26 protein-coding genes are annotated in these 23,872 nt (G+C 52.1%); 23 read left to right on the plus strand and 3 right to left on the minus strand.

The genetic code is table 11. The features are described from left to right. The first annotated feature begins 247 nt into the window (after positions 1-247). The 22 genes from DFP94_RS20900 to DFP94_RS21005 all read left to right on the plus strand — a co-directional run bounded on the left by DFP94_RS20900 (position 248) and on the right by DFP94_RS21005 (position 20,412). Complete coding sequence (locus DFP94_RS20900; RefSeq protein ID WP_114498404.1) at positions 248-715, plus strand: hypothetical protein; 468 nt, start codon at positions 248-250, stop codon at positions 713-715. Further along, positions 715-1,770, plus strand: a complete 1,056-nt coding sequence (locus DFP94_RS20905) for a phage tail sheath subtilisin-like domain-containing protein (protein ID WP_114498405.1) — start codon at positions 715-717, stop codon at positions 1,768-1,770. Before DFP94_RS20900 ends, DFP94_RS20905 begins: the two co-directional genes overlap by 1 nt. 40 nt (positions 1,771-1,810) lie before the next feature. After that, positions 1,811-2,245 (plus strand): phage tail tube protein, encoded by a 435-nt coding sequence (locus DFP94_RS20910; protein WP_114498406.1) that lies wholly within the window; start codon positions 1,811-1,813, stop codon positions 2,243-2,245. Between the two features lie 116 nt (positions 2,246-2,361). Then, positions 2,362-2,760, plus strand: coding sequence for a phage tail assembly chaperone (locus DFP94_RS20915; RefSeq protein ID WP_245955028.1), 399 nt, complete (start codon positions 2,362-2,364; stop codon positions 2,758-2,760). Positions 2,761-2,786: 26 nt separating this feature from the next. Beyond that, positions 2,787-2,948 carry a hypothetical protein gene (locus DFP94_RS20920; protein WP_220270928.1) on the plus strand — a complete coding sequence of 54 codons (162 nt, stop codon included), beginning with the start codon at positions 2,787-2,789 and terminating at the stop codon, positions 2,946-2,948. Between the two features lie 25 nt (positions 2,949-2,973). Next, entirely contained in the window at positions 2,974-5,157 is a 2,184-nt protein-coding gene (locus DFP94_RS20925) for a phage tail tape measure protein (protein ID WP_181873245.1), read from the plus strand. Next, positions 5,157-5,816 carry a LysM peptidoglycan-binding domain-containing protein gene (locus tag DFP94_RS20930; RefSeq protein WP_114498409.1) on the plus strand — a complete coding sequence of 220 codons (660 nt, stop codon included), beginning with the start codon at positions 5,157-5,159 and terminating at the stop codon, positions 5,814-5,816. The genes DFP94_RS20925 and DFP94_RS20930 overlap by 1 nt, the downstream gene beginning before the upstream one ends. Continuing rightward, positions 5,813-6,823: an XkdQ/YqbQ family protein gene (locus DFP94_RS20935; RefSeq protein WP_114498410.1), complete on the plus strand. Its 1,011-nt coding sequence runs from the start codon at positions 5,813-5,815 to the stop codon at positions 6,821-6,823. The genes DFP94_RS20930 and DFP94_RS20935 overlap by 4 nt, the downstream gene beginning before the upstream one ends. Before the next feature lie 7 nt (positions 6,824-6,830). Further along, positions 6,831-7,283 carry a DUF2577 family protein gene (locus DFP94_RS20940; RefSeq protein WP_181873246.1) on the plus strand — a complete coding sequence of 151 codons (453 nt, stop codon included), beginning with the start codon at positions 6,831-6,833 and terminating at the stop codon, positions 7,281-7,283. Next, complete coding sequence (locus tag DFP94_RS20945) at positions 7,283-7,696, plus strand: DUF2634 domain-containing protein (RefSeq protein ID WP_114498411.1); 414 nt, start codon at positions 7,283-7,285, stop codon at positions 7,694-7,696. Before DFP94_RS20940 ends, DFP94_RS20945 begins: the two co-directional genes overlap by 1 nt. A gap of 2 nt (positions 7,697-7,698) precedes the next feature. Beyond that, complete coding sequence (locus DFP94_RS20950) at positions 7,699-8,760, plus strand: baseplate J/gp47 family protein (RefSeq protein ID WP_114498412.1); 1,062 nt, start codon at positions 7,699-7,701, stop codon at positions 8,758-8,760. Further along, on the plus strand, positions 8,750-9,319 hold the full coding sequence (locus DFP94_RS20955; RefSeq protein WP_245955029.1) for a putative phage tail protein: 570 nt from the start codon (positions 8,750-8,752) through the stop codon (positions 9,317-9,319). The genes DFP94_RS20950 and DFP94_RS20955 overlap by 11 nt, the downstream gene beginning before the upstream one ends. An 18-nt stretch (positions 9,320-9,337) precedes the next feature. Next, positions 9,338-11,056, plus strand: a complete 1,719-nt coding sequence (locus DFP94_RS20960; protein ID WP_114498413.1) for a discoidin domain-containing protein — start codon at positions 9,338-9,340, stop codon at positions 11,054-11,056. Further along, a complete protein-coding gene (locus tag DFP94_RS20965; RefSeq protein ID WP_114498414.1) occupies positions 11,049-11,489 on the plus strand; it encodes a hypothetical protein in 441 nt (146 codons plus the stop codon). Before DFP94_RS20960 ends, DFP94_RS20965 begins: the two co-directional genes overlap by 8 nt. Continuing rightward, on the plus strand, positions 11,479-11,730 hold the full coding sequence (locus tag DFP94_RS20970) for a hypothetical protein (RefSeq protein WP_114498415.1): 252 nt from the start codon (positions 11,479-11,481) through the stop codon (positions 11,728-11,730). The genes DFP94_RS20965 and DFP94_RS20970 overlap by 11 nt, the downstream gene beginning before the upstream one ends. Positions 11,731-11,883: 153 nt before the next feature. After that, positions 11,884-14,973, plus strand: coding sequence for an FG-GAP-like repeat-containing protein (locus DFP94_RS20975; protein ID WP_181873247.1), 3,090 nt, complete (start codon positions 11,884-11,886; stop codon positions 14,971-14,973). A 199-nt stretch (positions 14,974-15,172) separates the two neighbouring features. Beyond that, entirely contained in the window at positions 15,173-15,625 is a 453-nt protein-coding gene (locus tag DFP94_RS20980) for a MarR family winged helix-turn-helix transcriptional regulator (protein ID WP_114498417.1), read from the plus strand. A 26-nt stretch (positions 15,626-15,651) separates the two neighbouring features. Further along, positions 15,652-16,623, plus strand: coding sequence for a ring-cleaving dioxygenase (locus tag DFP94_RS20985; RefSeq protein WP_114498462.1), 972 nt, complete (start codon positions 15,652-15,654; stop codon positions 16,621-16,623). Between the two features lie 162 nt (positions 16,624-16,785). Continuing rightward, the gene (gene desA / locus DFP94_RS20990; RefSeq protein WP_114498418.1) at positions 16,786-17,829 is read left to right on the plus strand and encodes a Delta(5) desaturase DesA; all 1,044 of its coding nucleotides are present in this window, start codon (positions 16,786-16,788) and stop codon (positions 17,827-17,829) included. 88 nt (positions 17,830-17,917) lie between these two features. Beyond that, positions 17,918-19,048 (plus strand): sensor histidine kinase, encoded by a 1,131-nt coding sequence (locus tag DFP94_RS20995; protein ID WP_114498463.1) that lies wholly within the window; start codon positions 17,918-17,920, stop codon positions 19,046-19,048. A 14-nt stretch (positions 19,049-19,062) separates the two neighbouring features. Next, on the plus strand, positions 19,063-19,668 hold the full coding sequence (locus DFP94_RS21000; protein ID WP_114498419.1) for a response regulator transcription factor: 606 nt from the start codon (positions 19,063-19,065) through the stop codon (positions 19,666-19,668). 117 nt (positions 19,669-19,785) lie between these two features. Next, positions 19,786-20,412: a TVP38/TMEM64 family protein gene (locus tag DFP94_RS21005; protein ID WP_114498420.1), complete on the plus strand. Its 627-nt coding sequence runs from the start codon at positions 19,786-19,788 to the stop codon at positions 20,410-20,412. Between the two features lie 20 nt (positions 20,413-20,432). Here DFP94_RS21005 and DFP94_RS21010 read toward each other — a convergent pair whose 3' ends face one another. Continuing rightward, positions 20,433-21,410, minus strand: coding sequence for a helix-turn-helix transcriptional regulator (locus DFP94_RS21010; RefSeq protein WP_114498421.1), 978 nt, complete (start codon positions 21,408-21,410; stop codon positions 20,433-20,435). Positions 21,411-21,540: 130 nt separating this feature from the next. Here DFP94_RS21010 and DFP94_RS21015 point away from each other — a divergent pair, with 130 nt between their 5' ends. Then, a complete protein-coding gene (locus DFP94_RS21015; protein ID WP_114498422.1) occupies positions 21,541-22,434 on the plus strand; it encodes an SDR family oxidoreductase in 894 nt (297 codons plus the stop codon). Between the two features lie 114 nt (positions 22,435-22,548). Here the strand turns inward: DFP94_RS21015 and DFP94_RS21020 are convergent, their stop codons facing one another. Further along, positions 22,549-22,929: a DUF2500 domain-containing protein gene (locus tag DFP94_RS21020; protein ID WP_425459271.1), complete on the minus strand. Its 381-nt coding sequence runs from the start codon at positions 22,927-22,929 to the stop codon at positions 22,549-22,551. Next, a complete protein-coding gene (locus DFP94_RS21025) occupies positions 22,930-23,868 on the minus strand; it encodes an ArsR/SmtB family transcription factor (protein ID WP_245955031.1) in 939 nt (312 codons plus the stop codon). Positions 23,869-23,872: the final 4 nt, after the last annotated feature.

A 23,872-nucleotide genomic window follows, 5' to 3' on the forward strand; every position in this document is an offset into this window, starting at 1 on the left:
GCATTTTACAGATGTTTACAATTAAAACTAGTATATCAGCGACTGCGACAAAAAGGTAGGATGAACCTCTTTCACCCCCAGGTGAAGAAAGTTCATCCTATTCGCCGTTTCACGCCCGGCCTATAATCCGAAATGCAGCCTGTAAGTGAGTGGGCTGAACAATGAGACGGAAGGCGAGGGATTAAATTCAAAGCTTAACGTGAAAGGTTGCTTTATCCGAAACACCGGCCGAAAGGAGCGATGCGATATGTCTTTGGCCGAAGAAGTCGGCGGGCTTGCGGAACTGATCACCGCTAAATATCCGGAAGCCGTCGTTCACCGCTTCCAGGAGCCGCCTCTGCCGGCGGCGGGGGAGTTTGCGGTCACTTTGAAACAGGAGACCCGGCGGAGCGAAACGCGAAGCCAAACCCGGGTCGAACGGCAGTATATGATGGTTTGCTATGCCAATGATGCGAAAACGGCGATTCTTACCATGGAAGCGCTAAGCCGCAGCCTTATGAACGAAGGCGTGGATGCCGGGGGTGTGCTCTCTGGACCTGTCCGAGCGGAATCCTTCACCATCGATGCCCCGGAGAAACTGGACAGCGGACTGCAGAAATGCAACGGTACGATTCATGTTCACGCAAGGGAATCCGTAACATTCAAGAACCACGAAAAAATAGGCAAGGTAGAAATGCGGTTGGCGACAATTAATTTGAAAGGTGGCATGAAATAATGGGTGGAACATGGGATCCGATTAGTTTACCGGTACGTCCGGGTCTGTATATTAATTTTGTGGAGGCAGCCGCGGCGCAAATCAAGGGCGGTACGCGGGGCACGGTAGGCCTGCCGTTATTCCAATACACAGGAGCGGAAGCAGGCAAGTTTTACACGATTGAAAAGGAAGCGGAAGCGGTCGTGCTGTTCGGAATCGCCGCGGTGGATCCGATTCGTCTGGTCCTGCAAGGCGGAGCGAAGGAAGTACTCGTATATACGGTTCCGACCGGAGTAGGCGGAGCAGTCACAGCGGCTACGTATACGTCCATCCGGGATGTGTTCAGCTCCCGGCAGTTCAACGTGTTTGTTTTTCCGGATCAAATTCCGGCGGATGAACAAAAAGCGACTCAGGTTTGGTGCAAAGACAATCGCGAGGATGAAGGCAAGCATTTCATTACCGTGTTCGGCGGCTCGGTTGATGATGACCAGGATTCCTCCATCGGTAATCAGCGCTCCGTCGATCTGGCGGATGATTATGTCGTCAACTTGATTTCCGGCGTGGATATTGGCGGGAACGTATACAGTTCATCCCGGTATGCGCCTTATATTGCGGGATTGATTGCCGGAACCGGAATCAATAAGTCCATCACGTATGCGCCGGTACGCGCTAATGACGTTACCAAGAGGCTCAAGAATAGCGAAGTCAACGGGTCGCTGCAGAAAGGCTCCCTGGTGCTTGTCCACGACGGAGAAAAAGTGAAAGTGGAGCAAGGGCTCGTGACGAGCAAGAAAAAAATCCGTGCCATGCGGGCGCGTCAAGCCATCGCGACCGATATTCCCAAAGCGGCTGCCGAAGCTTACATAGGGAAGCTCGACAATAACGCCGACGGCCAGGCCGCATTGATTTCAGCCGTCAAAGCCTATCTGGAGCGTCTGGAACTGAACAATGTACTGACCGATATCGTAGTCCTGCTCGATCCGGACCGGAAGTCTGAAGGAGACACGGTATTCCTGCTGATCGGCTTCACGGAAATCGACAGCATGGAACGGATTTTGCTGAGTATCAAAGTTTAGTTTGCGGTTTTCTCATATTTAATTAATAGGAGGGGTTCATGTGTTGGATTCAACCCGTGTAATTAATGGGACTTATGGATACGTGTATTACGATGGAAGATGGCTGACCAATATCAAGTCGGCGGAAGCGAACGTGGAGATCACCAAGGAGGAAATCAAACGTTCCGGCACGCGCTGGACGGCGCATAAAGTGACCGGGCTAAGCGGATCCGGCACCATCACCGGCTACAAAGTCACCTCTGAATTCGTCGAACTGATCGGTCAGATCGCAGATGACAGCAAGGGAACGTTCGCCACGGAACTGATTCTGAAGCTGGAGGACCCGGAATCCTATGGGGCTTACCGGGTACGGCTGAAAGGCGTCACGTTCGATAAAATTCCGCTAATGCACTTCGAGGTCGGCTCTATCGTGGAGGAAGAGCTTCCGTTCAACTTCACCGGCTATGAGCTGATGGATAAGCTCGTGGCCGAATAAAACAGTTAAGTCCGGAAGCGCAAGAACCCGGCCCTCATAAATTTCTCTCTCCGGGTTCTTGCTTTTTCTTTTTCATGGAGAGACCTAAAATGATCAAAAAAAGGAGATCGATCGCAATGGCAATTACGGATGACAGACAAAGCAGCGTACTTCAGGCGCTCTTAAGCGCAGACAGCAAACCGACGAAGGATATTCCGCTGAAACGGCTGGGGGTTGATTTCCAGATCCAGGCCCTGGACGGAAAGACGATAAACAAAATTCAGGAGCAGTGCACGCATTACACGGGGAAAGGCCAAAAACGGGAAAAGGTGATGGACGAGGAACAGTTCGGGGCGCTCGTCATCCAAAAGGCCTGCCTGATTCCGGATTGGTCGGCCAAAGAGCTGATCGAAAAATACGGAACGCCAACGGAAGCAATCATGGGTTTACTGCTGGCAGGGGAAATAGCGAAGCTGTCGGCGGAAATCTTGGAAATTAGCGGTTTCGATAGCGATGAAGACGAAATAAAAAACTGATTAAAGCGGGCGGTGAGGCCTTTCTGTTGCATCTCATTTTTCAACGCCATCATATTTCTCCGGACGAGATGTACAACAAAGACGAGAATGTGAAGCGATTTATGTACGCTTCGATGATGCTGCAGTTGGAAGAAGAAGAAAAGATGCGGAAGCAAGAGGAGAGGGCTGCCCGCAGAATGAGGCCGTAAAGCCGGGCCCAGGGGGTGAATGGCTTTGAGTACGAGTTCCAGCCTCTCGGAGTTGGAGAAATTGTCCAACCGTATCAAAAAAGCGAAAGCGGATCTCTCAAAGTTGACGAAAGGAACGGTTCAGACCATTGGCATTGAACTGGCGTTCAAGTTCACAAGCAAGAAATCGATTAAAAAATATTTTAACAATCAGGCTGCGGAAATCCAGAAAGAGTCGCAGAAAGCCGCCCGGCTAGCAGCGGAACAGGCGAAGGCTGCAGAGGAAGCGGCAGAGAAAGCTACTATTGCTTATCTGACTCAGAACAAGGGAAAAAAGGCCAAACAAAGTCTGAGGAAAATGCTCGCGGCTAAGGAGGCCAGGGAGAAAGCGGCCGAAGCGGCGAGGGCTGCGAAGGTTGCAGCGATACAAGCGGAAGAGGCCAGGAAAAAAGCCGCCGGCCCGAAAAGCATCCGCAGACGGATCAGTGAGAAGTTTGATGAGCCGAAAAGCAAAATCGCGGCCTATTACAAAAGGCTTCGGTATCCGCTCGGGAATTTTGGCAACAATCCGCTGCAATCGTGGTGGTTGAAACCGAACTTGCCCGCCAAGGCGGGAAGCGCAAAAGAAAAAGCGGCGGGTGCCGCGAGTGCCGCAGCAAGCCCGCGGGACAAAATCGCCAGCGCGTTCAGTACGGCGGGAAACTGGCTTAGCTCGGTCAAGGATCAATCCTTGGAGGCGGCTAAAGTTTTCGATGCCGCTTATGTCGTTTTACGTTCCACCTCGGGGGCCTCTCAGAAGGAAATGGAGAGCCTGCTTCAATCGTTCCGAGTCGTGGGGGGGCAAGTGCCTCAAAGTTTGAGCGAAGTCGGGAAAGCAATGGGGATTTTGCAGCGGGATACAACTTTAACGGGAACCGACCTAGAGGATTTGTCCAAACTGCTTTTAACAGCTTCCAGGCTTACCGGATCGGACAGTGCCGTAGCCGCAGAATCGGCCGCAAGAGCCATGAGCGTTTGGGGGCGGGCCGCGAAGGACGCCGGACCGATGCTGGAGCAATTTTTTGCCGCAAGCCGGGCCGGAAAAGTGAATATGGGCGATTTGATGAAACGGATGGCCCAGTTCGGCGTGCCGATGCAGCAAATGGGCCTCAGCTTCGAGCAATCCATGGTGCTGTTGGCCAAATGGCAGAAAGAAGGCATTAATCCGATTGAAGATGCCCTCAAGAAAAAGATGCCTGCAGGTGGATTCGCCGACCTTGCCGATGGAATCAAAAAAGCGGCGACTTCAGCGGATGCTGCCAAACTTGTCTTGGATAACCTCGGTCCGCTGGTAGGAGGAGATCTGGTTACCGCATTGAAAGGCGGGCAAGTCGAATTCAACGGAATGCTCGGCGCCATGAACCAGTCCAAGGATGGGATTATGGGCCATGCCGAGGCCTTGCAAAGCTTTGGCGATCGTTTTGATACCTTAAAGAACCGGATTACCATTGCCCTTGCACCGTTGGGAGAAGCGTTGCTTCCGTTCGGGGAAGGTATGGTCGCGGCGTTGGAATTCGTGATGGAATACGCGGATATTATGGGAGCCGCGCTTTTAGGCATGAGCGCCGTGTTGATCACCGCGTTTGCGCCCGCGCTCTGGGCTTCGGTTACCGCGCTCTGGGCGTCGGCCATGGGAGCCTGGGCATTGGTTATTCCATTCTTGCCGCTGATCGCCATCGTCGCTTTGGTCGGGGCAGCTTTCGGTTTACTGGCTTACCTCGTCAAGTACCATATGGACGACATTCAAAGCATCATCGATACGATAACCGGCGCAATCGCAGGCGCGTTCAAATGGGTCTCTGACGGAATCAAGGGGGCTCTCCTCTCGGCCTGGGAGTTTGTAAAAGAGAAGTTCAACGAAATGAGATCGTGGTTAGGCCTTGGCGTCAGCACTCAGGCTTCCGTCCAATTGAACACGAACGGCACAAGCCCGGTCGCCTCAGCCGGCGGTCCGCCGACAAGCAAATACCACGGGATGGACTACGTTCCTTATGACGGCATGATGGCCCGGTTACATAAGGGCGAACGGATCATGACGGCGAGCGAAAACCGGGAATTTTCCCAGGGCGGCACGGGGGGAGCGATATCGATTACGGGCAATACGTTTAACGTCCGCCAGGAATCCGATATCGATGCCATTGCCAGAGCGTTGGCACGCGAAATCAAGACGGCAGGAGGATTGATGGCATAATGGCATCGCTAGAATTCTGGTTGAAAACGATTGACGAGAAGGAATGGCTTTGGCTGCCGGTCAATCCGGAGGAGGTATCCGTCAAAACCTCGTATGGTTATGAAGACGTGCAGGTTACCCAATTGGGAGAATATACGGTGATCGGGGAACCCGTGCTGAAAGAATACTCGTTTGCGTCTTTTTTTCCGCGTGATTATCATCCCGGTTATTGTGAGTATGAAGACTTGCCCAAGCCATGGGATACGGTGGAGAAGATCGAGAAATGGATGCACAGCCGAAAGCCCATTCGTCTGGATATTACGGGCTCCAAAATCAAGGGGCTGGTTACGATTCGCTCCTTTCAATACAGCGAACGGGCGGGAAATCCGGGAGATGTCTACTTCCAACTGGAGCTAAAAGAATATAAAGAGGTGCAGTTCCGTCAGGTGGAAACCTCCGGATCGGGCAAAGCCATGGTCATTACAGGAGAACACCGGCCGGATACCAAAGTGCCTCCTTCTTTTTATATTGTTGCTCCCGGGGATACGTTATGGAAAATCGCCCAGCGGACGCTGGGTAACGGCGACAGGTGGAAGGAAGTTTACGCTGCCAATCAGACCGTTATCGGGAAAAATCCGAACCGGATTTACCCCGGCCAGAAGCTGGTGATTCCCGCATGAACTGGAACGTCATTTACAAGGATACGAAGCAGCAGATCTATCTCGATCCGATCGTCAAATCGATCAAATGGTCCGGAGATATCAAGCAGGCTTCCCGCAAGCTCGTCGTGGAACTGTCCAATACGGGGGATCTTCGGGAGCTATATATGAATTTTGAAAAAGGCGGGGAACTGCGGCTGATGCTGGATGAAAAGCAGGAATTATTCCGCGGGGTCCTGTTTGCGGATTCCATCAATTCTAAAGGCCAGATGTCTTTGACGGCTTACGACGAGAACATTTATCTGACCAAAAACAAGGATACGAAAATATTCCGGGGCCAGACTGCGTCCGCCGTGGTGAAGCGGCTGTGCAATGAATTCTCCATTCCCGCCGGCGAAATCCACGATACGGGCTTTGTCATTCCCAAGCTCGTGTTCCGCGATAAGACTCTGTTCGAAATGATGGTGATGGCGCTCACCGAATCCGAGAAGCAAAACGGGCAGAGATTCTTTATCACATCTAAAGAAGGCAAGCTGCAGCTTCTGGGGCGAAAAGAACAGAAAGCGAAATGGGTGCTGGAAAACGGGGTAAACCTGCTGGAGGCGAGCTACAATCAATCGATCGAAGATACCCGCACCCAGATCAAAGTGGCCGGCGGGGACGAGAAGAAAAAGGAACTTTCGGCCAGCGCCAAAGACGGGGAATTGATCAAGCGCTTCGGCCTGATGCAGCATTTGGAGAAGCCGGAGCAAAATATGACCAAATCGCAAATGGAGCAAAGGGCGAAGCAATTGCTGAAGGATTTGGCTATGATCGACGACGAGGCGAAAATCGAATGCCTGGGCATTCCGGACATAGTCTCAGGTTCTTGTGTATATGTCAAGGAATCGGTGACCGGGATTCTCGGAGGCTATTATGTGGCGGCCGATGATCACAGCTTCCAGGCCGGAAGCCATACGATGTCGCTGACGCTGTCAGCGACCGATGACATCCCGAAGATGGAATACAAGGAGCAGAAGGGAGGCTGATTTCAAGATGATGGAACGCATCGAGGGTTCGGGAGCGAGCCAACTCGTCCAACTGATCCGTGCGATCGGGTATAACAGCGATATCACCATTGAGCTGGCGACCGTCACGGCCAAGCCTCCCGAGTTGAAAATCAAGGTGGATCACATGAATGTGGAACTTGAGAAAGATGACCTGATCGTAGCCCAGTCCCTGACGAAGTACAAGCGGAAGGTGAATTTGAACACCGAGAAGAAAGCGGAGATATCCTCATCATCCGTATCGCAGGCCTCTACTTTAACTTTATCGCAAGGAACCGGAAGCATATCGTTCATTTCCTTTGAGATGGCCTCCGCAAAATTTGTCGCCCAAGAAGTTGAGCTGGAATTTACCGACGAACTTAAGGAGGGCGACCGGGTCATCGTCGCCGGGATTCATCAGGGGCAGACCTATATTATTTTGGATCGGGCGGTGATGTATTAATGGCGTTGTCCCCGCTGCAAGGTCAGGAGGAGCGTTTCGTCCTGGTTAAGGCGGTTTCCGCTCCTTCCAGAACGTATAGTCTCGACTTTGGTGCAGGTGAAGTCGAAGGTCGGATGATCGACGGAATCGCAGCGATGCGTCAGTTTATCCGCAAGGCGGTTGAAACCGCAAGGTATCGCTACTTGATTTATAACAGCCAGTACGGCTGCGAACTTGAAAGCTTGCTCGGTCAGGATATTTCCCAGCAGTTGCTAAAAAGCGAGATTACTCGCGTCATTTCGGAGGCGCTGCTGGAGGATGACCGCGTGAAAGCTGTGGAGCAGTTTCACATTGAACGGGACAGTGACAAGCTGTTCATAACGTTTACCGTACTTACGAGTGAAGGAGTCATTGAGCAGGAGGTGAGTATATAATCGTGTACGAACATCAAACCAAAGCAGCCATCCTGCAGCGGATGCTGGAGGCTACGCCGGAGGATCTGGACACACGTCAAGGCTCCGTTACCTTCGATTTGCTTTCTCCCGCTGCGATCGAGCTGGCGCATGCCTATATTGAGCTCGATAATGTTTTGCGGTTTGGGTTTGCCGGGCCGGATCAGCCATCTGAATTTCTGGATATGCGTGCGCGGGAATTCGGCTTGTCCCGGAGACCGAGCGTCAAGGCGGAGGGAGAAGTAGTTTTTGTCGGAGATGAAAACACAATCGTTCCAATCGGAACGGCGGTATCGACAGATGAAGAAAATTCTATCGTTTTCGTAACTGCACAAACCGGTACGATCAAGCAGGGCAAGGCATCTGTGAAGGCTATAGCGGCGACGGGCGGGGATAAAGGAAATATCGCGGCAGGCCGAATCAAGTTAATGTTGGGCAATTTGTCGGGCATTGTCTCCGTCACCAACCCGCAGCCTTTTATCAATGGAGCGGATATTGAATCGGATGAGTCTTTGCTTGGCCGGTACTTTGACCGGGTCCGCAGACCCGCTACCAGCGGAAATGTATGGCATTACCGGCAGTGGGCACTCGAGGTGCCCGGAGTGGGTGATGTGAAGGTATTCCCCGTGTGGGAAGGTAACGGAACGGTGAAGCTTGCCGTTTTGTCCGACGACAAAAGGGCACCTGTTCCGTCGATCCTTGAGCAGGTCAAGACGGTGGTGGAAGAACGCCGGCCGGTGGGCGCGTTAGTAACGGTATCTCCAGCACTGGAGGTCGCGATTAACGTGTCGGCCCGATTGACCCTTGCGCCAGGCGCCGTTTTGGATGAGGTGAAGGGGCTATTTGTAAAGGAATTGACTGCTTATCTGGCAGAACTGGCCTTTCATAGCACGATAGTTCCTTATAACCGGATATTCGGACTACTGCTCGATATTGCATCGGTTTCGGATTTCAGCGATTTGAAAATAAACGGGGTGAGCGGCAACCTGCAATTGGATGAAGAACAAGTGGCCGTAGCCGGGGCGGTGAGTTTCGTTGCTTTATAGACGCAATATCCGAACCGACATGGTGGAATATTTGCCGCGATACTATGCGGATTCCGTCATCGTGGACAATTTGACCGGACGGGAAGCGGAAGAGCTGGTTGCTCTGAAAGCAGGAATCGAAGAGGTTCTGTGCCAGTTTTTTATCGATACGGCAACCTGGGGACTGGCCAGATGGGAAGAAATATGCGGGATTCCCGTCGATGTGCTTAAGCCCGCGGACCATCGGCGCTCTGTCATTAAATCGAAGCTGCGGGGGGCGGGAACGGTCACGCTTGCCGTCATTAAAAATGTAGCGGATTCCTTTCAAAACGGAGAGATCCATCTTCAGGAAAACTTCGGGCAGTACGAAGTGGTAATTACCTTTATCGGCAAACGCGGCGTTCCACCGAATCTTAACGATGTGTGGACGGCGCTGCGCGAAATTGTACCGGCTCATTTAAACATCAAATTTAAGTACACCTATTTAAGTTGGGAGGAACTGGATTCCGCCAATTTGACTTGGAGCGAATTGGAAACTTTGAACAAGACATGGGACCAGTTGGAAGTTTGGAAGCCTTAGGAAAGGGGATTGCGATTTATGCCTAAATTGCCCAGTGGGCTGAATACGTTTGAGGCAAGCGACATTGTCAGACGCATCGCACAAAATGAAAATATCGAGGCGATTGATGCCCTGTTCCATGAAGCACAAGGCCATCGTCATACCGGTAAGGGAGGGGACGCTCCACAAATCGGCAAGGAAGGTATCGCAACGGGCGCGGTGGTAACGGAAAAGCTGGCTAACGCGACGGTAACGGCCGATAAAATCGCCGGGGGTGCCGTTCTTGCCGATAAGCTCGCGGCGGGTGCGGTAACCGGTGATAAAATTGCCGCAGGCGCGGTAAACACCAATAAAATAGTCACCGGTGCGGTAACGGCCGACAAAATTGCCGGGGGTGCCATCCTTACCGACAAGCTCGCCGCAGGCGCGGTAACCGGCGATAAAATCGCATCGGCAGCGGTAAGCACCGACAAAATTGCCGCGAACGCAGTAAACACGGATAAGATTGCCACTGGGGCCGTGACTAGCGGGAAGATCTCCAAAAACAGTCTCGACCGCCAGCATCTTCGCCAAGGCGGCCTTAGCTCGAATATTGCCAAATTCAAGCGGGTCAGCGTGACGGCAGGAACATTGACGGGAAATCCGACGACTCCGTTTACCTTTCAGTGGGGAAGCGTGGGAGATAGCCATTTATGGACTCTCCCCAAGGAGGTAGTTCTTCCCCAATCGCTGACGATCTATCTTGGCAAAGAATATGTGAGGCTGGAGGGGATGTCCTTCGGTTCCTGGGTAGGCTCGGATTTGAGCCGGATGCCCAGAGGTTTCTATGCCGAGGTCAGTGCCAACGGAACGGACTGGACGCGGGTCTACAGCCAGACGGGGACGGTGAATGAGCCGTTTACGTTCTTGCCGTTCAATCCAGTGACGAATGGACAATACGTCCGGTTGACGATTACGGAAGCCAGTGTCTCGTTGGAGAATGTCATTTCCTGCCTGGCCGTTTACAGCAGCTATCATGGCAACGTCGATCTCGATCCGTTGGAAGATGAACGGTCCTGGGGGCTTAATGCGCGACTTCAAGGGCTTATGATCATACCGGAAGGACAGATCAGGGACTATGGCGGCGGACAGTTGGGCATCTACAAGTCCCTGATCGTTATGAATCCTGGCTCGGGCACGTATTTTCGGGTGAATCCCGGGACTTACGAGCTTCCGGATTGGGGGTATCTGTACGTGGATATACCTCATGTCAATGCCCAATCGATCACGCCGAAAATCGGTAAATGGCTGGAGGGAAGCCGGGGGTACGACAACAAGGACCGGATCGTGATCGCTCAGCGGAACGCGAACGAAGACATTTTCATGAACAGCGCCATCCAAGCCAAAATTGCCGGAATACTGCCGAATGCGGATAAGGTGGATGGCATCGATTTTCAAACGAAGAACGGATATTTGGAGTTCGATGATGGAACGGGGTGGAAGAACGTGGCGGCGGTAAAAAAAGTCCAACGCGGATATGTTGCACTGTATAACGACGGAACATGGTCGGATGGAGAAAGATTCGTTCTAACCATGAACGCCGTTAACATAGAAAAGTCTTTTCTGAATGTGTCAAGTACAGGGTCTACCAATGGTTCTCCCAAGTATAATGCGGGTGTACGCGGGCGAATTTTAAATGCGACTCAATTCGAAGTAGTAACGATTTTCAGCCCTCTCTTCGATCAACGGATATCCTGGGAGGTGATCGAATTTGTCTAGATATTATGCGCAGTTGAATCGGGAAAAGCGGGTCATCGGGCTTAGCGACCTTGCCGGGGAAGTAGAATCGGAATGGTTAGTTCCGATCGATGAGCAGCAATTCAATAATTTGAATTTGCTGAACACGAAATACGTAGACGGGGCATTCGCGGGCTCTATCGCCGAATTGTCGGGCGATAAAGCAACGATCGAATCCGACGGGGAAGACTTGATGACCCTGAGCTTAAGTGTGTTTGATTGGGAAGGCCGAATTCAGCAGTCATTTAATGATCAGGTCCTCATTGACGTAAATGGAATACAACAGCCGGTTCAAGTGACGAAGGGGAAGATGGAAATGACGCTCAGCAGCGAAGAGCCGGGCGAGTTTTGGGTCAGAACGGTCGGTCTGGATCGCAATGCCGTCCTGAAGGTGGTGGTTTCCGATGGCAACTAAAAAACCGCTAAACAAAACTCCTCATTTCCATATTCCGGCCGATCCGCAAAGAGTAAGATCCGAAGAGATTACGGCCAGGCATCATGCCAGGAAAGAAGAGGCTCAGCTTGCCGCGAAGGGGTTAAAGGATTCGGGAGTCACGCTGGATACTCTTTATGAGATGCTTTCCGACATGCTTGAACGGCAGGAGATTCTGGAAAACAGATTGAAGCAAATCAGTATCAATGAGTCAAGAGGATAATCGGATGCGGCCGGACCGGGTACAGATAGTGCGGCCGCTACTGCAAATATTTAACCAATCCCCCATCAGGGGGATTTTTTATATTTATTATTTAGTTATAATAATTCTGATAGACTGATAGGTTGAATGATGGAGAGGAGGAGAATGGCGATCATGAGGTTAAGGTTACATAAAAAACGGATTGGGCTGGTTAGTCTGTTGACGGTTGTACTGGGGGTGTCGCTCCTGCTGCCTATGGCGGCGCCCCAGACCGCGAAGGCTGCGCAACGGCCGTTATTTCACGAGGCTGTTCGACATGATATCGGGGGGATTCTATATAGCGCTGCCGTTGAGGACGTCAACAGGGATGGAAAAAAGGATATCATAGCTATCAATGTTCCGGAAAAAATAATGTCCGTATTGCTGGGTAATGGGGACGGCACGTTCAGGAACGGTTCTCAGAGTCCGGTAGGAAGCCTTCCGCGTAAGGTTGCATTTGCGGATTTTAATGGGGACGGAGCGGTGGATGCGGCCGTTTCCAGTTCAGGGGACAATACGCTCAGTATTTTAATGGGGCTTGGAGACGGGAGCTTTTTGCCGGAGACGAGGGTTCTTGTGGGGGCGGAGCCCATAGGCTTAGTACAGGGAGATTTTAACGGAGACGGTAATAGCGATCTGGCCGTGGCTAACAATTCTTCCAATGAGGTGTCCATCTTGCTCGGGAAGGGAGACGGAACCTTTTCGACGCAATCCTTATATTCCGTCGGAATCAATCCTCGCAGTCTGGTTGCCGAGGATTTTAACAAAGACGGTAAGCTGGACCTGGCCGTGGCCAATAACAGTTCCGCCAATATCAGCATCTTGCTCGGGGACGGGAACGGCGGATTCGCAGCCATCAGTCCCTTATCTTCGGGCAGAAGCCCTATTGGACTGCAAGCTGCAGATTTCAATCAGGATGGAAACCTGGATCTGGCTGTGGCTGCGAATAATGACAACACTGTGAATGTATTTTTAGGAAACGGAGACGGGACATTCGGACCTGTCTCTACCTATCCGCTTGGTTCACTGCCTCTGGATCTCGAACTGGGCGATTTTGACGGGGACGGAAATCTTGACCTCTTAGGCGGCGTTCAAGGCGCTTCCGTTCCGATTTTGTTCGGAAACGGGGATGGGACGTTTCAACCGCCATTCAGCGATTCTTATCCTTTTGCAGGCCAAGTGACTTCCGGAGATTTAAACGGGGACGGTAAACCAGACATCGTAACGGTGCATGCAGGAGGTTATCTCCAGGTCATGAACAGCGCGGCAGATGGCACGCTGAATTTGGCTTTGGACCGCTACGAAGTTCGGGAGGATGCCGGAAGCGTAACAGTGGCGGTTTACCGGACGGGTGGAAGCTACGGACAGGCGAAGATCCGGCTTCTAACGCTGGAGGGAACTGCGGCGGCAGGCAGAGATTACTCCGCCATCGATGATACACTCGTGTTCGATCAAGGGGAGACGAGTAAACAGTATTCCATACCAATTACAAATATGGTCGGATACCAGGGAGACCGGTCATTTCAGGTTCAAATAAGCACACCGTCCAACGGGGCCGTGCTTGGAACGCAAACTGTGTCGTCCGTCATGATTCTTGAGGGAGCAGACCTACCGGATACGACGGCTCCTATCCTGGATGCTTCCCGGTTTGGCTCCATCGATCACTATAGTGGGGTGAACGACCAATTGTACGGAGATGACAATGCAGTCGGGGAAGCCGGAACGGTCGTTCGGGCTTATCTCTGGAACGATGCTGACGGAGATGGAACCGTAGGCGGAGGGGAGCTTGGAGCGGGACTCGTAGTTGGCATAAGCATGGCGGATGGCTCCGTGCCTGCCGGCGACATCGGGGACCTTGCTCCCGGCATCTATGTCTTCGTTGTGACTGCCACGGATGCATCGGGCAACGAGTCGGAGCTTGCTGCCTCGGCAGCGGTCTCTGTGACGTTGGCGAAGGGCGCGTCGCCGGAGCCGGCCGACACGGTGCCGCCGGTTTGGCCGACCGGAGCGAAGCTGGATTTCTCTGGGCTTGCGTCTAGCGCCGTAACCTTGGAGTGGCCGGAGGCAAGCGATGACACCGGCATTGAGGCTTACGAGATTTATCAGGGCGCAAGCCGCGTGAATTCGCTTTCTGCCGCTGCGAGAAGCTACACGGTAACTGGTCTGACAGCAAACGTCGATTATACGTTTATGGTTAAAGCGGTCGATGCCGCTGGAAATGGCAGCTCCGATCTGGCCGGTAGCGTTCGCACGCCGCCGCCTTCCGGCTCGGGGGCGGGTTCCGGTTTCAGCGAGACAGGACCGATCACGGCGCCTGCGCTTCTGGCGAAATCTCCGGAATCCCGGCTGAAGCAGTTGAGCCTGACCGCGGCCGGCACAGCGCTCGTCATGACGCCGCCGTTTCAGGCCGACGTTCATGATTATGCAGCGTTGACCCGGGGGGCACAAGTTTCGCTAAGTTTCGAGTCCCTGCATCCTTTAGCAAAGGTGGAGATTAATGGGCAAATCGTCAAGGGAAAATACACGGCCGATCTAAAAGCAGGAGATAACCTCCTGGAGATGCGTATTTATGCTGAAGACAGAACGTCGACAACCTACCGTCTGACCTTGACGAGGTTGCCGTCGGAGGAGCCGGGTACGGTAAGTCCATTGCCGTTTAATGACGTGAAGGGGCATTGGGCGCATGCCGAAATGCAGGCCGCCTTTTCGATGGGGCTCGTAAAAGGGGATATTTCCGGGACATTCCGGCCGGATAACGACGTTAGCCGCGCCGAATGGACTGTCATGCTGGATCGCCTGCTTAAATCATCTCGGGCTGCTTCTTCCGGTTTCTTCACCGACAACGGCTCCATTCCTGCCTGGGCCAAGGAAGCCGTCGACGGGGCCGCTGAGCGGGGACTCATCACCGGCTACGCCGACGGCACGTTCCGGCCAGGGCAGTCCCTGACGCGTGCGGAAATCGCCGTCATTTTGGGCCGCGTGCTGAAGTGGCCGGATGACGGGAAGGTCGGCGGCAACTCGGAAGCGGGTGCCGTTTTGGGTGGTCTTGCTTTCGAAGATGACGCCGAAATTCCAGCCTGGGCCAAGGGCTATGTTCGTAAAGCCGTAAAACAGGGGCTACTCCAGGGGCGAGGCGCGGGACGATTCGCGCCGAACGAGCAAGTCACCCGGGCGGAGGCAGCCGTTTTACTCGTACGGTTGTCGAGGATTCTCGACGTTTCCTGAAGGAAGAGCCATTTCCTCACCAAATTAGTCTAAAACATGACAACAAGACCAGAGCATGGCCTCCGGTCTTGTTGTCATTTAACGGAATACTGAAACATTAAAAAAAGGAACCATCTCAGGTTATGAAGAAGCTGCTACTTGAATTTTTATAAGTTTAGTACTAAACTGATGTTAATCACAGCAAATGAGGTGAGAGGGAATGGACAAAATAGAGCGCGGCTCCAAAGCTGCGGAAAGGCAAGAGGAGAAATTGGGGCTGCTTGTATGGTTCCGCATTTCGCGGATTTATAACCGGAGTCTTCGCGCCTCCAACCAGCATCTTAAGTCATGGAATCTTTCGGTAGCCCAATTCGATGCGCTGGTCCAGATCGGAAGCCATCGGCGGCTGACTCAGCAAGATCTGGCCGACAAGCTGCTGGTGTCGAAAGGTAACATCACCCAACTGCTGACGAAGATGGAGGAGTTGGGCTGGATCAAGCGGGAGCAGGAATGGAAGAAAAAATGGCTGTCGCTGACTGAGAAGGGATGGGCACTCTATCATGAAGTAGTTCCCATACAGGAACAATATCAGGCTTCGCAGTTTGCCGGACTCAGCCGGGAGGAAAAGCATCAGCTTCTCGGGCTGCTTCGAAAAATACAAAAAAGCCAATAAGATAACGGAGGGATTTCGCTATGAATATGGAATTCAAAGGCATTCACCATGTATCGGCTCTAACCAAGACAGCTTCGGAAAATTTTAAATTCTACACGAAAATATTGGGACTCCGGCTAATCAAAAAGACGGTCAATCAGGATGATATCTCTGTGTATCATTTATTTTACGGGGACGAGGTAGGCAATCCGGGAACCGAACTTACCTTCTTCGAGATCCCGAACGCGGGACGGAATGTCGACGGGAATAACAGTATCTCCGCACTTTCGCTTCGCGTGCCGAGCGATCGGGCTCTGGAATACTGGTCCCGGCGATTGGATGAATTCGGGGTCGAGCGTGAGGAAGTGAAGCAGCGGGCGGGACGTGCGAGTCTGGCGTTTAGGGATTTTGAAGGACAGCGGCTGGTTCTCGTATCGGATGAAAACAATACCGGCGTTCCCGGCGGCAAGCCGTGGGACCGGAGTCCGGTTCCGGCCGAATTCGCCATCCTGGGATTGGGGCCGGTCCAATTGACGGTCGCCCAGCCTGACCTGACGATCTCGGTATTAACCGAACTGATGGGCTTCCGCCGGAAAGGGCAGTATCCTTCTTTCGTGGAAGGACAACCTGACATCAGCGTGTTCGAGACGGGGGAAGGCGGCAGTGGTGCCGAGGTTCATGTTGAGGAGAGAACCGACCTATCGCCGGAACGGCTGGGGCGCGGCGGAGTGCATCACGTTGCGTTCCGCGTGGAGGACGAGGAGGAACTGCGGGCCTGGATCGAGCGCATCCGGGGTGCTCGCTTCCCGAATTCGGGATTCGTGGACCGCTTCTATTTCCGGTCGCTCTATTTCCGCGAGCCGAACGGAATTCTGTTCGAAGTCGCGACCGACGGCCCCGGATTTGCCACGGACGAAAATCCCGCCCATCTCGGTGAGTCGCTGGCACTCCCGCCTTTCCTGGAGCCTAAGCGAGCCCAAATTGAAGCTTACTTGAAGCCGCTTGACACCGTGCAATAAAAGGAAATCTGGGCGGAGGAATGGAAACGAATAGCTATTGAGCTCCCCGTAACGTTAACTATATGACAAGTGTCATATGAAAATAATGATGTTTGAGAGTACCCCTGATTTCTGATCTTTTATATGATGAATATAGAAGCTTAGAGAAAGTGGGAATTTATATTGATTAACACAGATGCAAACAAGACGAAGCAGTTGCATAATGATGTTGCACCGTTTGCCAAATCTGATACGCGAATCAGTATTAACCAAATCATCAATACCCTTCTCCCGTTGTTACTCATTTGGGGAGCCGGCTATGCGGTATTGCCGTATTCACCATGGTACACCGTATTATGTAGCGTTATTGCATCAGGCTTCGTTGTGCGTACGTTTATTATTTTCCATGATTGTACACACGGGTCATTCTTCAAGAGCAAAAGAGCCAATGATATTGTCGGAAACATTACGGGGATCCTGACTTCCTTCCCCTACGAAAAGTGGAAACGCGAGCATGCGCTTCATCACGCAACAAGCTCGAACTTAGATAAGCGCGGGATCGGCGATATCGATATGCTGACTGTGGATGAGTATTTGGCCAAATCGAAGCTTGGTCGTCTAGGGTACCGTTTATACCGCAATCCGATAGTGATGTTTGGATTAGGCCCTCTATATATGGTGCTTGTATTAAATCGATTTAACCGTAGTGGGGTACGTACAAAAGAGCGATTGAATACTTATTTTTCAAATATCATGTTGTTGGCGGTCTGTACAGCACTTATTCTGGCATTTGGCTGGACTGCATTCTTTCTTGTGCATGGTCTAACGTTATTGATCGCAGGGTCGATGGGGATTTGGTTATTCTATATTCAGCACACGTACGAGGATTCTTATTTTGAACATAATTCGAAGTGGGATTATGTCAAAGCTGCCGTTGAAGGCAGTTCTTACTATAAGCTGCCAAAATTACTGCAATGGGTAACGGGTAACATCGGCTTCCACCATGTTCACCATTTGGCGCCTCGCGTACCGAACTATAAGCTGGAGGATGCTCATGAATCGATTCCGCCATTACAACAGGCAACCACGATCACGCTAAAGACGAGTTTAGAGTCGATTCGTTATAAGCTATATGACCCTGAACGGCATAAATTTGTAACGTTTAAAGAGGCTGCAAAGTTAGAAGTGACACGCAGTAAAGTGGTATTGACCAAAAAATATAGCTAGCTTATTGGAAGGGTGCCTCTTCATAGGTAAGAGGTGCCCTTTTTGAGTTATAATGATTGAAAAAGCGAACATAAGAAGCGGGGCTGTTATGCAAAAGTGGTACAGTATCATTCCTAAAAGTCCGATGTTAAGTATCTATCTGTGGATCATCGTCTGCATTATGCCCTTCTACTTTATTATCCATATTATCCATTCGTTTTCATTGTGGCTCATTAGCGTAGCGGTATTATTGATTATCCTATATTTTTTAAGCTATTATTTCTCGTTCAGTGCACGGACGGGCCTGAAGTACATGTGGATCGGCCTCCAAATGGTGCTGAATATCCTAATGACACTGTCGTTTGGTTATGCTTATTTTGTCCTCTTTACGGCGATTTTGATCGGTTTTAATTTTAAGAAGGCCGTTGGTTTTTATGTCATGTATGGTTTGAATATTCTGTTTACGACAGTCACCATCGAAGTGGGGTATTTTTTCTTTCAGGATTTGTTTATATCCCAAACGCCTTTCATTATCGTTACTGCTCTAGGGGTAGTGTTAGTGCCCTTTGCTCTATATTCCAAGTCGAAACGCGAGAATCTGGAGGGGGAGCTCGTAACGGCAAACGAGCGCATTTCCGAGCTGACGGTGCATGAGGAGCGCCAACGTATTGCGCGCGATTTGCATGACACGCTGGGTCAGAAGCTATCCATGATTGGATTGAAAAGTGATTTGGCGACACGCTTAGTAGAAAAAAATCCACAACAGGCCATCCAAGAAATCAGGGATATTCGCCAAACGGCGAGCATTGCGCTCAAAGAAGTTCGTGAGTTGGTGGCGGATATACGCGCGATACATCTGGCGGATGAATTGGTTCGTGTCGAACAGATTTTAAAGGCGGCGCAGATTAAATTTCGTTTAAACGGGGATACAAGTGAGATTCATATGCCGGTTTTTGCTGAAAATATCGTAAGTATGTGCTTGAAAGAAGCGGTAACCAATATCGTGAAGCATAGCCAGGCAACGATTTGTCGCATCAGTTTTTATCAAAGTGATGAAATGTTTAAGCTGACGATTCATGATAACGGAATCGGTTTTCCGAATGCTAAACGATTTGAAGGCGGCAACGGCTTGAAAGGGATCCAGGAACGGATTGATTTTATAAACGGTTCCTTTCATATGAAGACCGACAAAGGTACGACCATGATTATTTCTGTCCCGGTTACGATTACAAATCAATAAGGGGGGAAGACAATATGATTCGTATTGTGATAGCGGAAGATCAGGGGATGCTGCTCGGTGCCATGCAATCCTTGTTAAACATGGAGGAAGATTTTGAAGTAGTCGGCATCGCCAGGAACGGCGAGGAAGCCATTAAGCTGGTGATTGAATTACAGCCGGATATTTGCATTATGGATATCGAGATGCCGATCCTGACCGGTCTAGACGCAGCGGAGGAGCTTCTGGATAACGACTGCAAAATTATTATCTTAACCACGTTTGCGCGTCCCGGTTATTTTGAACGTGCGCGTAAAGCGGGGGTCCGCGGTTATTTACTGAAGGACAGTCCCATTGAGGAATTAATAGCTTCGATCCGCATTATTATGGAAGGCCGCCGTATTTATGCCCCGGAGCTTGTGGATTTTGTCTATGAGGATGATAGCGAGAATCCGTTGACGAACCGCGAAATCCAGGTGCTGGGGCTTGTTGCCGAGGGGAAGAAGACAAAGGAGGTTGCGGAGGAGCTATACCTCTCCCAGGGAACCGTACGCAACTATATTTCAACGATCTTAGAAAAACTGAAGGTGGGGAACCGGATCGAAGCCATTGCGCGATTTAAGGAAAAGGGATGGAATAAGTAATCGAAATTACGGGATCGGGGGTCATCCTCATTCATAATAGGATTGTCGAATATTACTTTAAGGTTTCCGGTTCGCTCATAGTATAATATAGTGACCCCGATTAAAAGAGGTGAACAAATGCTTGATGCAGAGCTCAGTATCATGGATTATTTTACGGAACAACATTTTCAGCTGTTTCTGGACAGGTTCAGGTCGCTTGGGCCGCTGCCCGGAATTTTGCTCACATTTATGAAATCATTCGTTCCGCCGCTGCCTACGATTGTTATCGTCGGAGCTAATGCTGCGATCTATGGCATGTGGCAGGGATTTCTATATTCCTGGATCGGTCTCGTTGCGGGAAGTCTGCTGACTTTTATGCTCATCCGCAAAGCGGCAGGCACCTCCCTCATCCGGCGTTGGGCCGAGAAACCGAAGGTGCAAAAAGCAATGGTATGGGCCCGGAAGAACGGGTTCAGCTTTGTTTTCCTGCTCAGTATGCTCCCGGTCGGGCCTTTTGTTGTCATCAATATGGCCGCGGGATTGACGCGGATGCAGGTGAGTACTTTCGCGACGGCGGTGGCTTTGGGCAAGGCGGTCATGGTCTTCTGCGTGTCCTATATCGGGACCCATTTGTCCGACTTTTTGGACCAGCCGGCCAAATTTCTCGGCGTCGCCCTGTTTATCGCAGTGTCGCTGTGGCTGAACCGGAAGCTGCAGGCTTATTTTACGGCGGTTGCCGCTCCTGCGGCCGGGCCGGCCGAATAAGGCGAAGCGGCTGGCCGCTTTCAGCGGTACAGCGCGGATATCGCCTCCGCTTCATTGCGGATCATCTCCCGCAGCTCCGGCGGGAGCAGCGTCTTCGCTTCCCGGCCGCAGGCGAGCAGGATTTCGCACGCCGATTCCAGCGTGTTAAACTCGATATCCACGGACATCCAGCCGGCTTGGACGTCCTCGGGCTCGGCGCGAAGCACCTTGGCGTAGCGCTCCCGCTTTAGCCGGGCCAGCCGCTGCACCGAAATGGAGATCGTTGCCGGGTACCGCGGCAAGGCGGATTTGAAGTCGGCGGTGGATTGCTCCCAGTATCCGCTCAGGGAGAAGCCGGGCGGACGCTGGAAGGTTTCTTCGAGCACAGCGGCTTCCGTGATCCGGGAGATGCGGAAGGTCTTAATCACTCCGTTCTCCTCCGCCACCAGATACCAGACGTTTCGTTTGGCCACCAGGCCTAACGGGTGAACGGTCCGTCTGGAGATGGCACCGGTGTAGGCGGCATCGCTTTCCGATTTGCGGTAGGATATGTCCAGCTTGCGCTGTCCCCAGACCGCTTCCTGCACTACGGTTAACTGCGGAAAGCTTTCGCCCGATGTATGCCAGCCGGCTCCATCGATATGAATGCGTTCCGAGAGCATTTCGGCATCCTGCCGGACAGGTGCAGGAGAGGAAGCGAGCAGCTTCTGGTACGCCGCATCGAAGCTTCGCTTTGGAATTCCTAACTCTCCCAGCAGATGGCTGTAACTGGTCAAAAGCAGGGAAAGAATTTCTTCCTGATTCATCCCCGTCAGACTTGTCCGATAATTCTCCGCTAGCATCCATCCGCCAAGGGGACCGCGTTCCGCATATACCGGAATTCCGGCGGAGCTCAAAGCGTCCATATCCCTCACGATCGTCCTCTCCGAGACCTCCAATTTTTCAGCAAGCTGGCGCGAGTTTAATTTGCCGCCGTTTTGCAGCAGCAGCAAAATGGATAACAGCCGATCCGCCCTCATGTAGATCCCTTCCTTCATCTTTCTTTCCTACTTTGAATTGTATCATTTATATAAGACAATGGATGTCATATTTGACGGGTAAACTGAAAATGTCGTTAGAAACAGAAGTTACCGGGAGGATGATTCATCTATGGAAAACAAGACTTTGAAGCCATTGGCGGGGAAAATTGCCGTGGTAGCCGGAGCCACGCGGGGAGCGGGCCGCGGGATCGCCGTCATGCTTGGAGCCGCTGGGGCAACCGTTTATTGTACGGGACGCAGCGTCCGGGGCGGCGCCTCGGATATCAACCGGTCCGAAACGATCGACGAGACGGCGGAGATGGTTACCGCGCGCGGCGGAATCGGCATTCCGGTCCGAACGGATCATACGCGGGAAGAGGAAGTGAAGGCGTTGTTCGAGCGGATTGCGGAGGAACAACAGGGTCGGCTGGACCTTCTCGTCAATGATATTTGGGGCGGTGAGCAGTTAACTCATTGGGGTACTCCCTTTTGGGAACAGCCTTTAGGCGATGCGCTGCTGATGCAGGAGCGGGCGGTCAAGACCCATCTGATCACGAGCTATTATGGGGCTCCGCTGATGATCAAACGGGGAGGGGGACTGATCATAGAAATCACCGACGGGTCCACCTATAATTACCGAGGCAATTTGTATTACAGCCTTGCCAAAATTGCGCCGATTCACCTGGCGGCAGCCATGGCGGAGGAACTGCGCTCCAGTAATATTACCGCCCTGGCGGTTACGCCGGGATTTCTGCGGTCCGAACAGATGCTGGATCATTTTGGAGTGGGAGAGGACAACTGGCGTGACGCGGTTGCCCAGGAACCACATTACATTGAATCGGAAACGCCTTACTTTGTCGGCCAAGCTATAGCCGCCCTTGCCGGTGATCCTAATGTCCACGAAAAATCGGGCTGCGCGCTGACAAGCTGGGATTTGTCCGACGAATACGGATTTAGCGATGTCGATGGCAGACAGCCACATTGGGGCAATTATGCGAAAAAGCAAGGATTGCCGATTAACTGAACGGAATAAAATGCCGAAAGACCCTGACTGGTCAATAAACCGTCAGGGTCTTTTGTTTGAATGAAGTAATCTTAAAATAAGCTTTATCCGATATCCCATAGCTTTTCGAATCCCTTAAAACCGGTTCCCGCCTTGCCCTTGGCCTGCATTCCGCTCAAAGGCCACGATCCAATCCCCCTGGATTGCGGCGTACCCGACGTCTCCCTCCACGACAAGTCCGTACAAATTTTTTACGTCCAGATATTCCTGGCGCTGCCCGTTATCGAATTCCAACGTGATGTAGTAATAGGTGCGGGATGAGTTATGCATGGAATCATTCATATTGTGCGAGTGACTCCTCACGTTCATCCGTTTGGATACGATTCGCGCATAGCGGGAATCCCGCGGCGAACCGGCATTTTTGGCATAGCGGACGCCCCTAACGATCAAGCTGATGATGACCGCGGCAAAGATAACGGCAATTAGAATGGGAACAAGCGTAAACATAAGTTTCATTTACGATTCTCCGTTACGCCGTATGAACTCCAGTACGATATCCTGCGGATGATCCCCGAATTGGCTCCCGAACAGATTGAGTCCTCGCTTGTTGGCCGCCTCCTTCTTTACTTCGAACCGGACGGAAATAGGCTGGTTATAGGCCAAATGAAGCATCCCGATCGAGGTGTCCGAAGCAGGGACGCCGTTGACGGAACTCCCTTGGTTGCTGATGCGCCATTCCGTCAGCTTGCCGTACTCCGTGCCGCTTTTCCAGCGTTCGGGAGTCAGCTTGCCTTTCCGGTCCCCGAAATCGGACGGACAGGTCCATGTGCCGGCATCCAGGCCGTTTACGGTGACCGTGATGTCGGAAGCCCAGTCCGCACGAAAGGAAGGAGCTTCGGAGCACAGCTCGGCGCGAATGCGCAATTCATCGAGCTCGACGCCGGGAGGCAGCGGGTTGGCGAAATAATATTCGATATAGCCCGTCTCGGCAAACCAGAGAAGCGCGGCGTCTATCCGTTCAGGCATATAGAATACCCGGGGGTCATCCTGCGAGCCGATCAAGATCCCGTCTTTGCCGGCCATGCCGCAGGAGGGCTTCACGGAACAATGCGAGTACATCCCGATCGGCATATGAATACTCTCGACAGGATGAAGGCCGTCCCCGGGTTTGGAAGGGAGCTCCAACTGGATGGAGCGGCAGGTTACGGAGCAGATTTTTTCCCGGTTGGCTCCCTGGGCGGAGACGAGCAGTTCGGCCTGCTCAAGCGTCTGGACGTTGATGGAGATGGTCGGTTGGGCTACGCCCAGCGCTTCGGCCAGTTGGCTGACGCTCATCGGCTTTTCCCCAAGCGCTTCCAAAATGCGGACCCGAAGGTCTCCGGACAACGCCTTGGCTACGTCAAGTATTCTTGAAGCGGGGTAGCGGATGATTTCTTGTACAAGTTCGCTCATCATCAAA

This window comes from Fontibacillus phaseoli, from assembly GCF_003337355.1.
In the GTDB taxonomy this organism is placed as follows: Bacteria; Bacillota; Bacilli; order Paenibacillales; family Paenibacillaceae; genus Fontibacillus; species Fontibacillus phaseoli.

Coding starts and splice junctions, on each gene's coding strand:
- DFP94_RS20930 (WP_114498409.1), top strand. CDS start 5,157: ATGGCATCGCTAGAATTCTGGTTGAAAACGATTGACGAGAAGGAATGG.
- DFP94_RS21010 (WP_114498421.1), bottom strand. CDS start 21,410: ATGAGGGCGGATCGGCTGTTATCCATTTTGCTGCTGCTGCAAAACGGC.
- DFP94_RS20985 (WP_114498462.1), top strand. CDS start 15,652: ATGGAATTCAAAGGCATTCACCATGTATCGGCTCTAACCAAGACAGCT.
- DFP94_RS21000 (WP_114498419.1), top strand. CDS start 19,063: ATGATTCGTATTGTGATAGCGGAAGATCAGGGGATGCTGCTCGGTGCC.
- DFP94_RS20905 (WP_114498405.1), top strand. CDS start 715: ATGGGTGGAACATGGGATCCGATTAGTTTACCGGTACGTCCGGGTCTG.
- DFP94_RS20975 (WP_181873247.1), top strand. CDS start 11,884: ATGAGGTTAAGGTTACATAAAAAACGGATTGGGCTGGTTAGTCTGTTG.
- DFP94_RS20900 (WP_114498404.1), top strand. CDS start 248: ATGTCTTTGGCCGAAGAAGTCGGCGGGCTTGCGGAACTGATCACCGCT.
- DFP94_RS21005 (WP_114498420.1), top strand. CDS start 19,786: ATGCTTGATGCAGAGCTCAGTATCATGGATTATTTTACGGAACAACAT.
- DFP94_RS20995 (WP_114498463.1), top strand. CDS start 17,918: ATGCAAAAGTGGTACAGTATCATTCCTAAAAGTCCGATGTTAAGTATC.
- DFP94_RS20915 (WP_245955028.1), top strand. CDS start 2,362: ATGGCAATTACGGATGACAGACAAAGCAGCGTACTTCAGGCGCTCTTA.
- DFP94_RS20970 (WP_114498415.1), top strand. CDS start 11,479: ATGGCAACTAAAAAACCGCTAAACAAAACTCCTCATTTCCATATTCCG.
- DFP94_RS21025 (WP_245955031.1), bottom strand. CDS start 23,868: ATGATGAGCGAACTTGTACAAGAAATCATCCGCTACCCCGCTTCAAGA.
- DFP94_RS20960 (WP_114498413.1), top strand. CDS start 9,338: ATGCCTAAATTGCCCAGTGGGCTGAATACGTTTGAGGCAAGCGACATT.
- DFP94_RS20945 (WP_114498411.1), top strand. CDS start 7,283: ATGGCGTTGTCCCCGCTGCAAGGTCAGGAGGAGCGTTTCGTCCTGGTT.
- DFP94_RS20980 (WP_114498417.1), top strand. CDS start 15,173: ATGGACAAAATAGAGCGCGGCTCCAAAGCTGCGGAAAGGCAAGAGGAG.
- DFP94_RS21020 (WP_425459271.1), bottom strand. CDS start 22,929: ATGAAACTTATGTTTACGCTTGTTCCCATTCTAATTGCCGTTATCTTT.
- DFP94_RS20935 (WP_114498410.1), top strand. CDS start 5,813: ATGAACTGGAACGTCATTTACAAGGATACGAAGCAGCAGATCTATCTC.
- DFP94_RS21015 (WP_114498422.1), top strand. CDS start 21,541: ATGGAAAACAAGACTTTGAAGCCATTGGCGGGGAAAATTGCCGTGGTA.
- DFP94_RS20940 (WP_181873246.1), top strand. CDS start 6,831: ATGATGGAACGCATCGAGGGTTCGGGAGCGAGCCAACTCGTCCAACTG.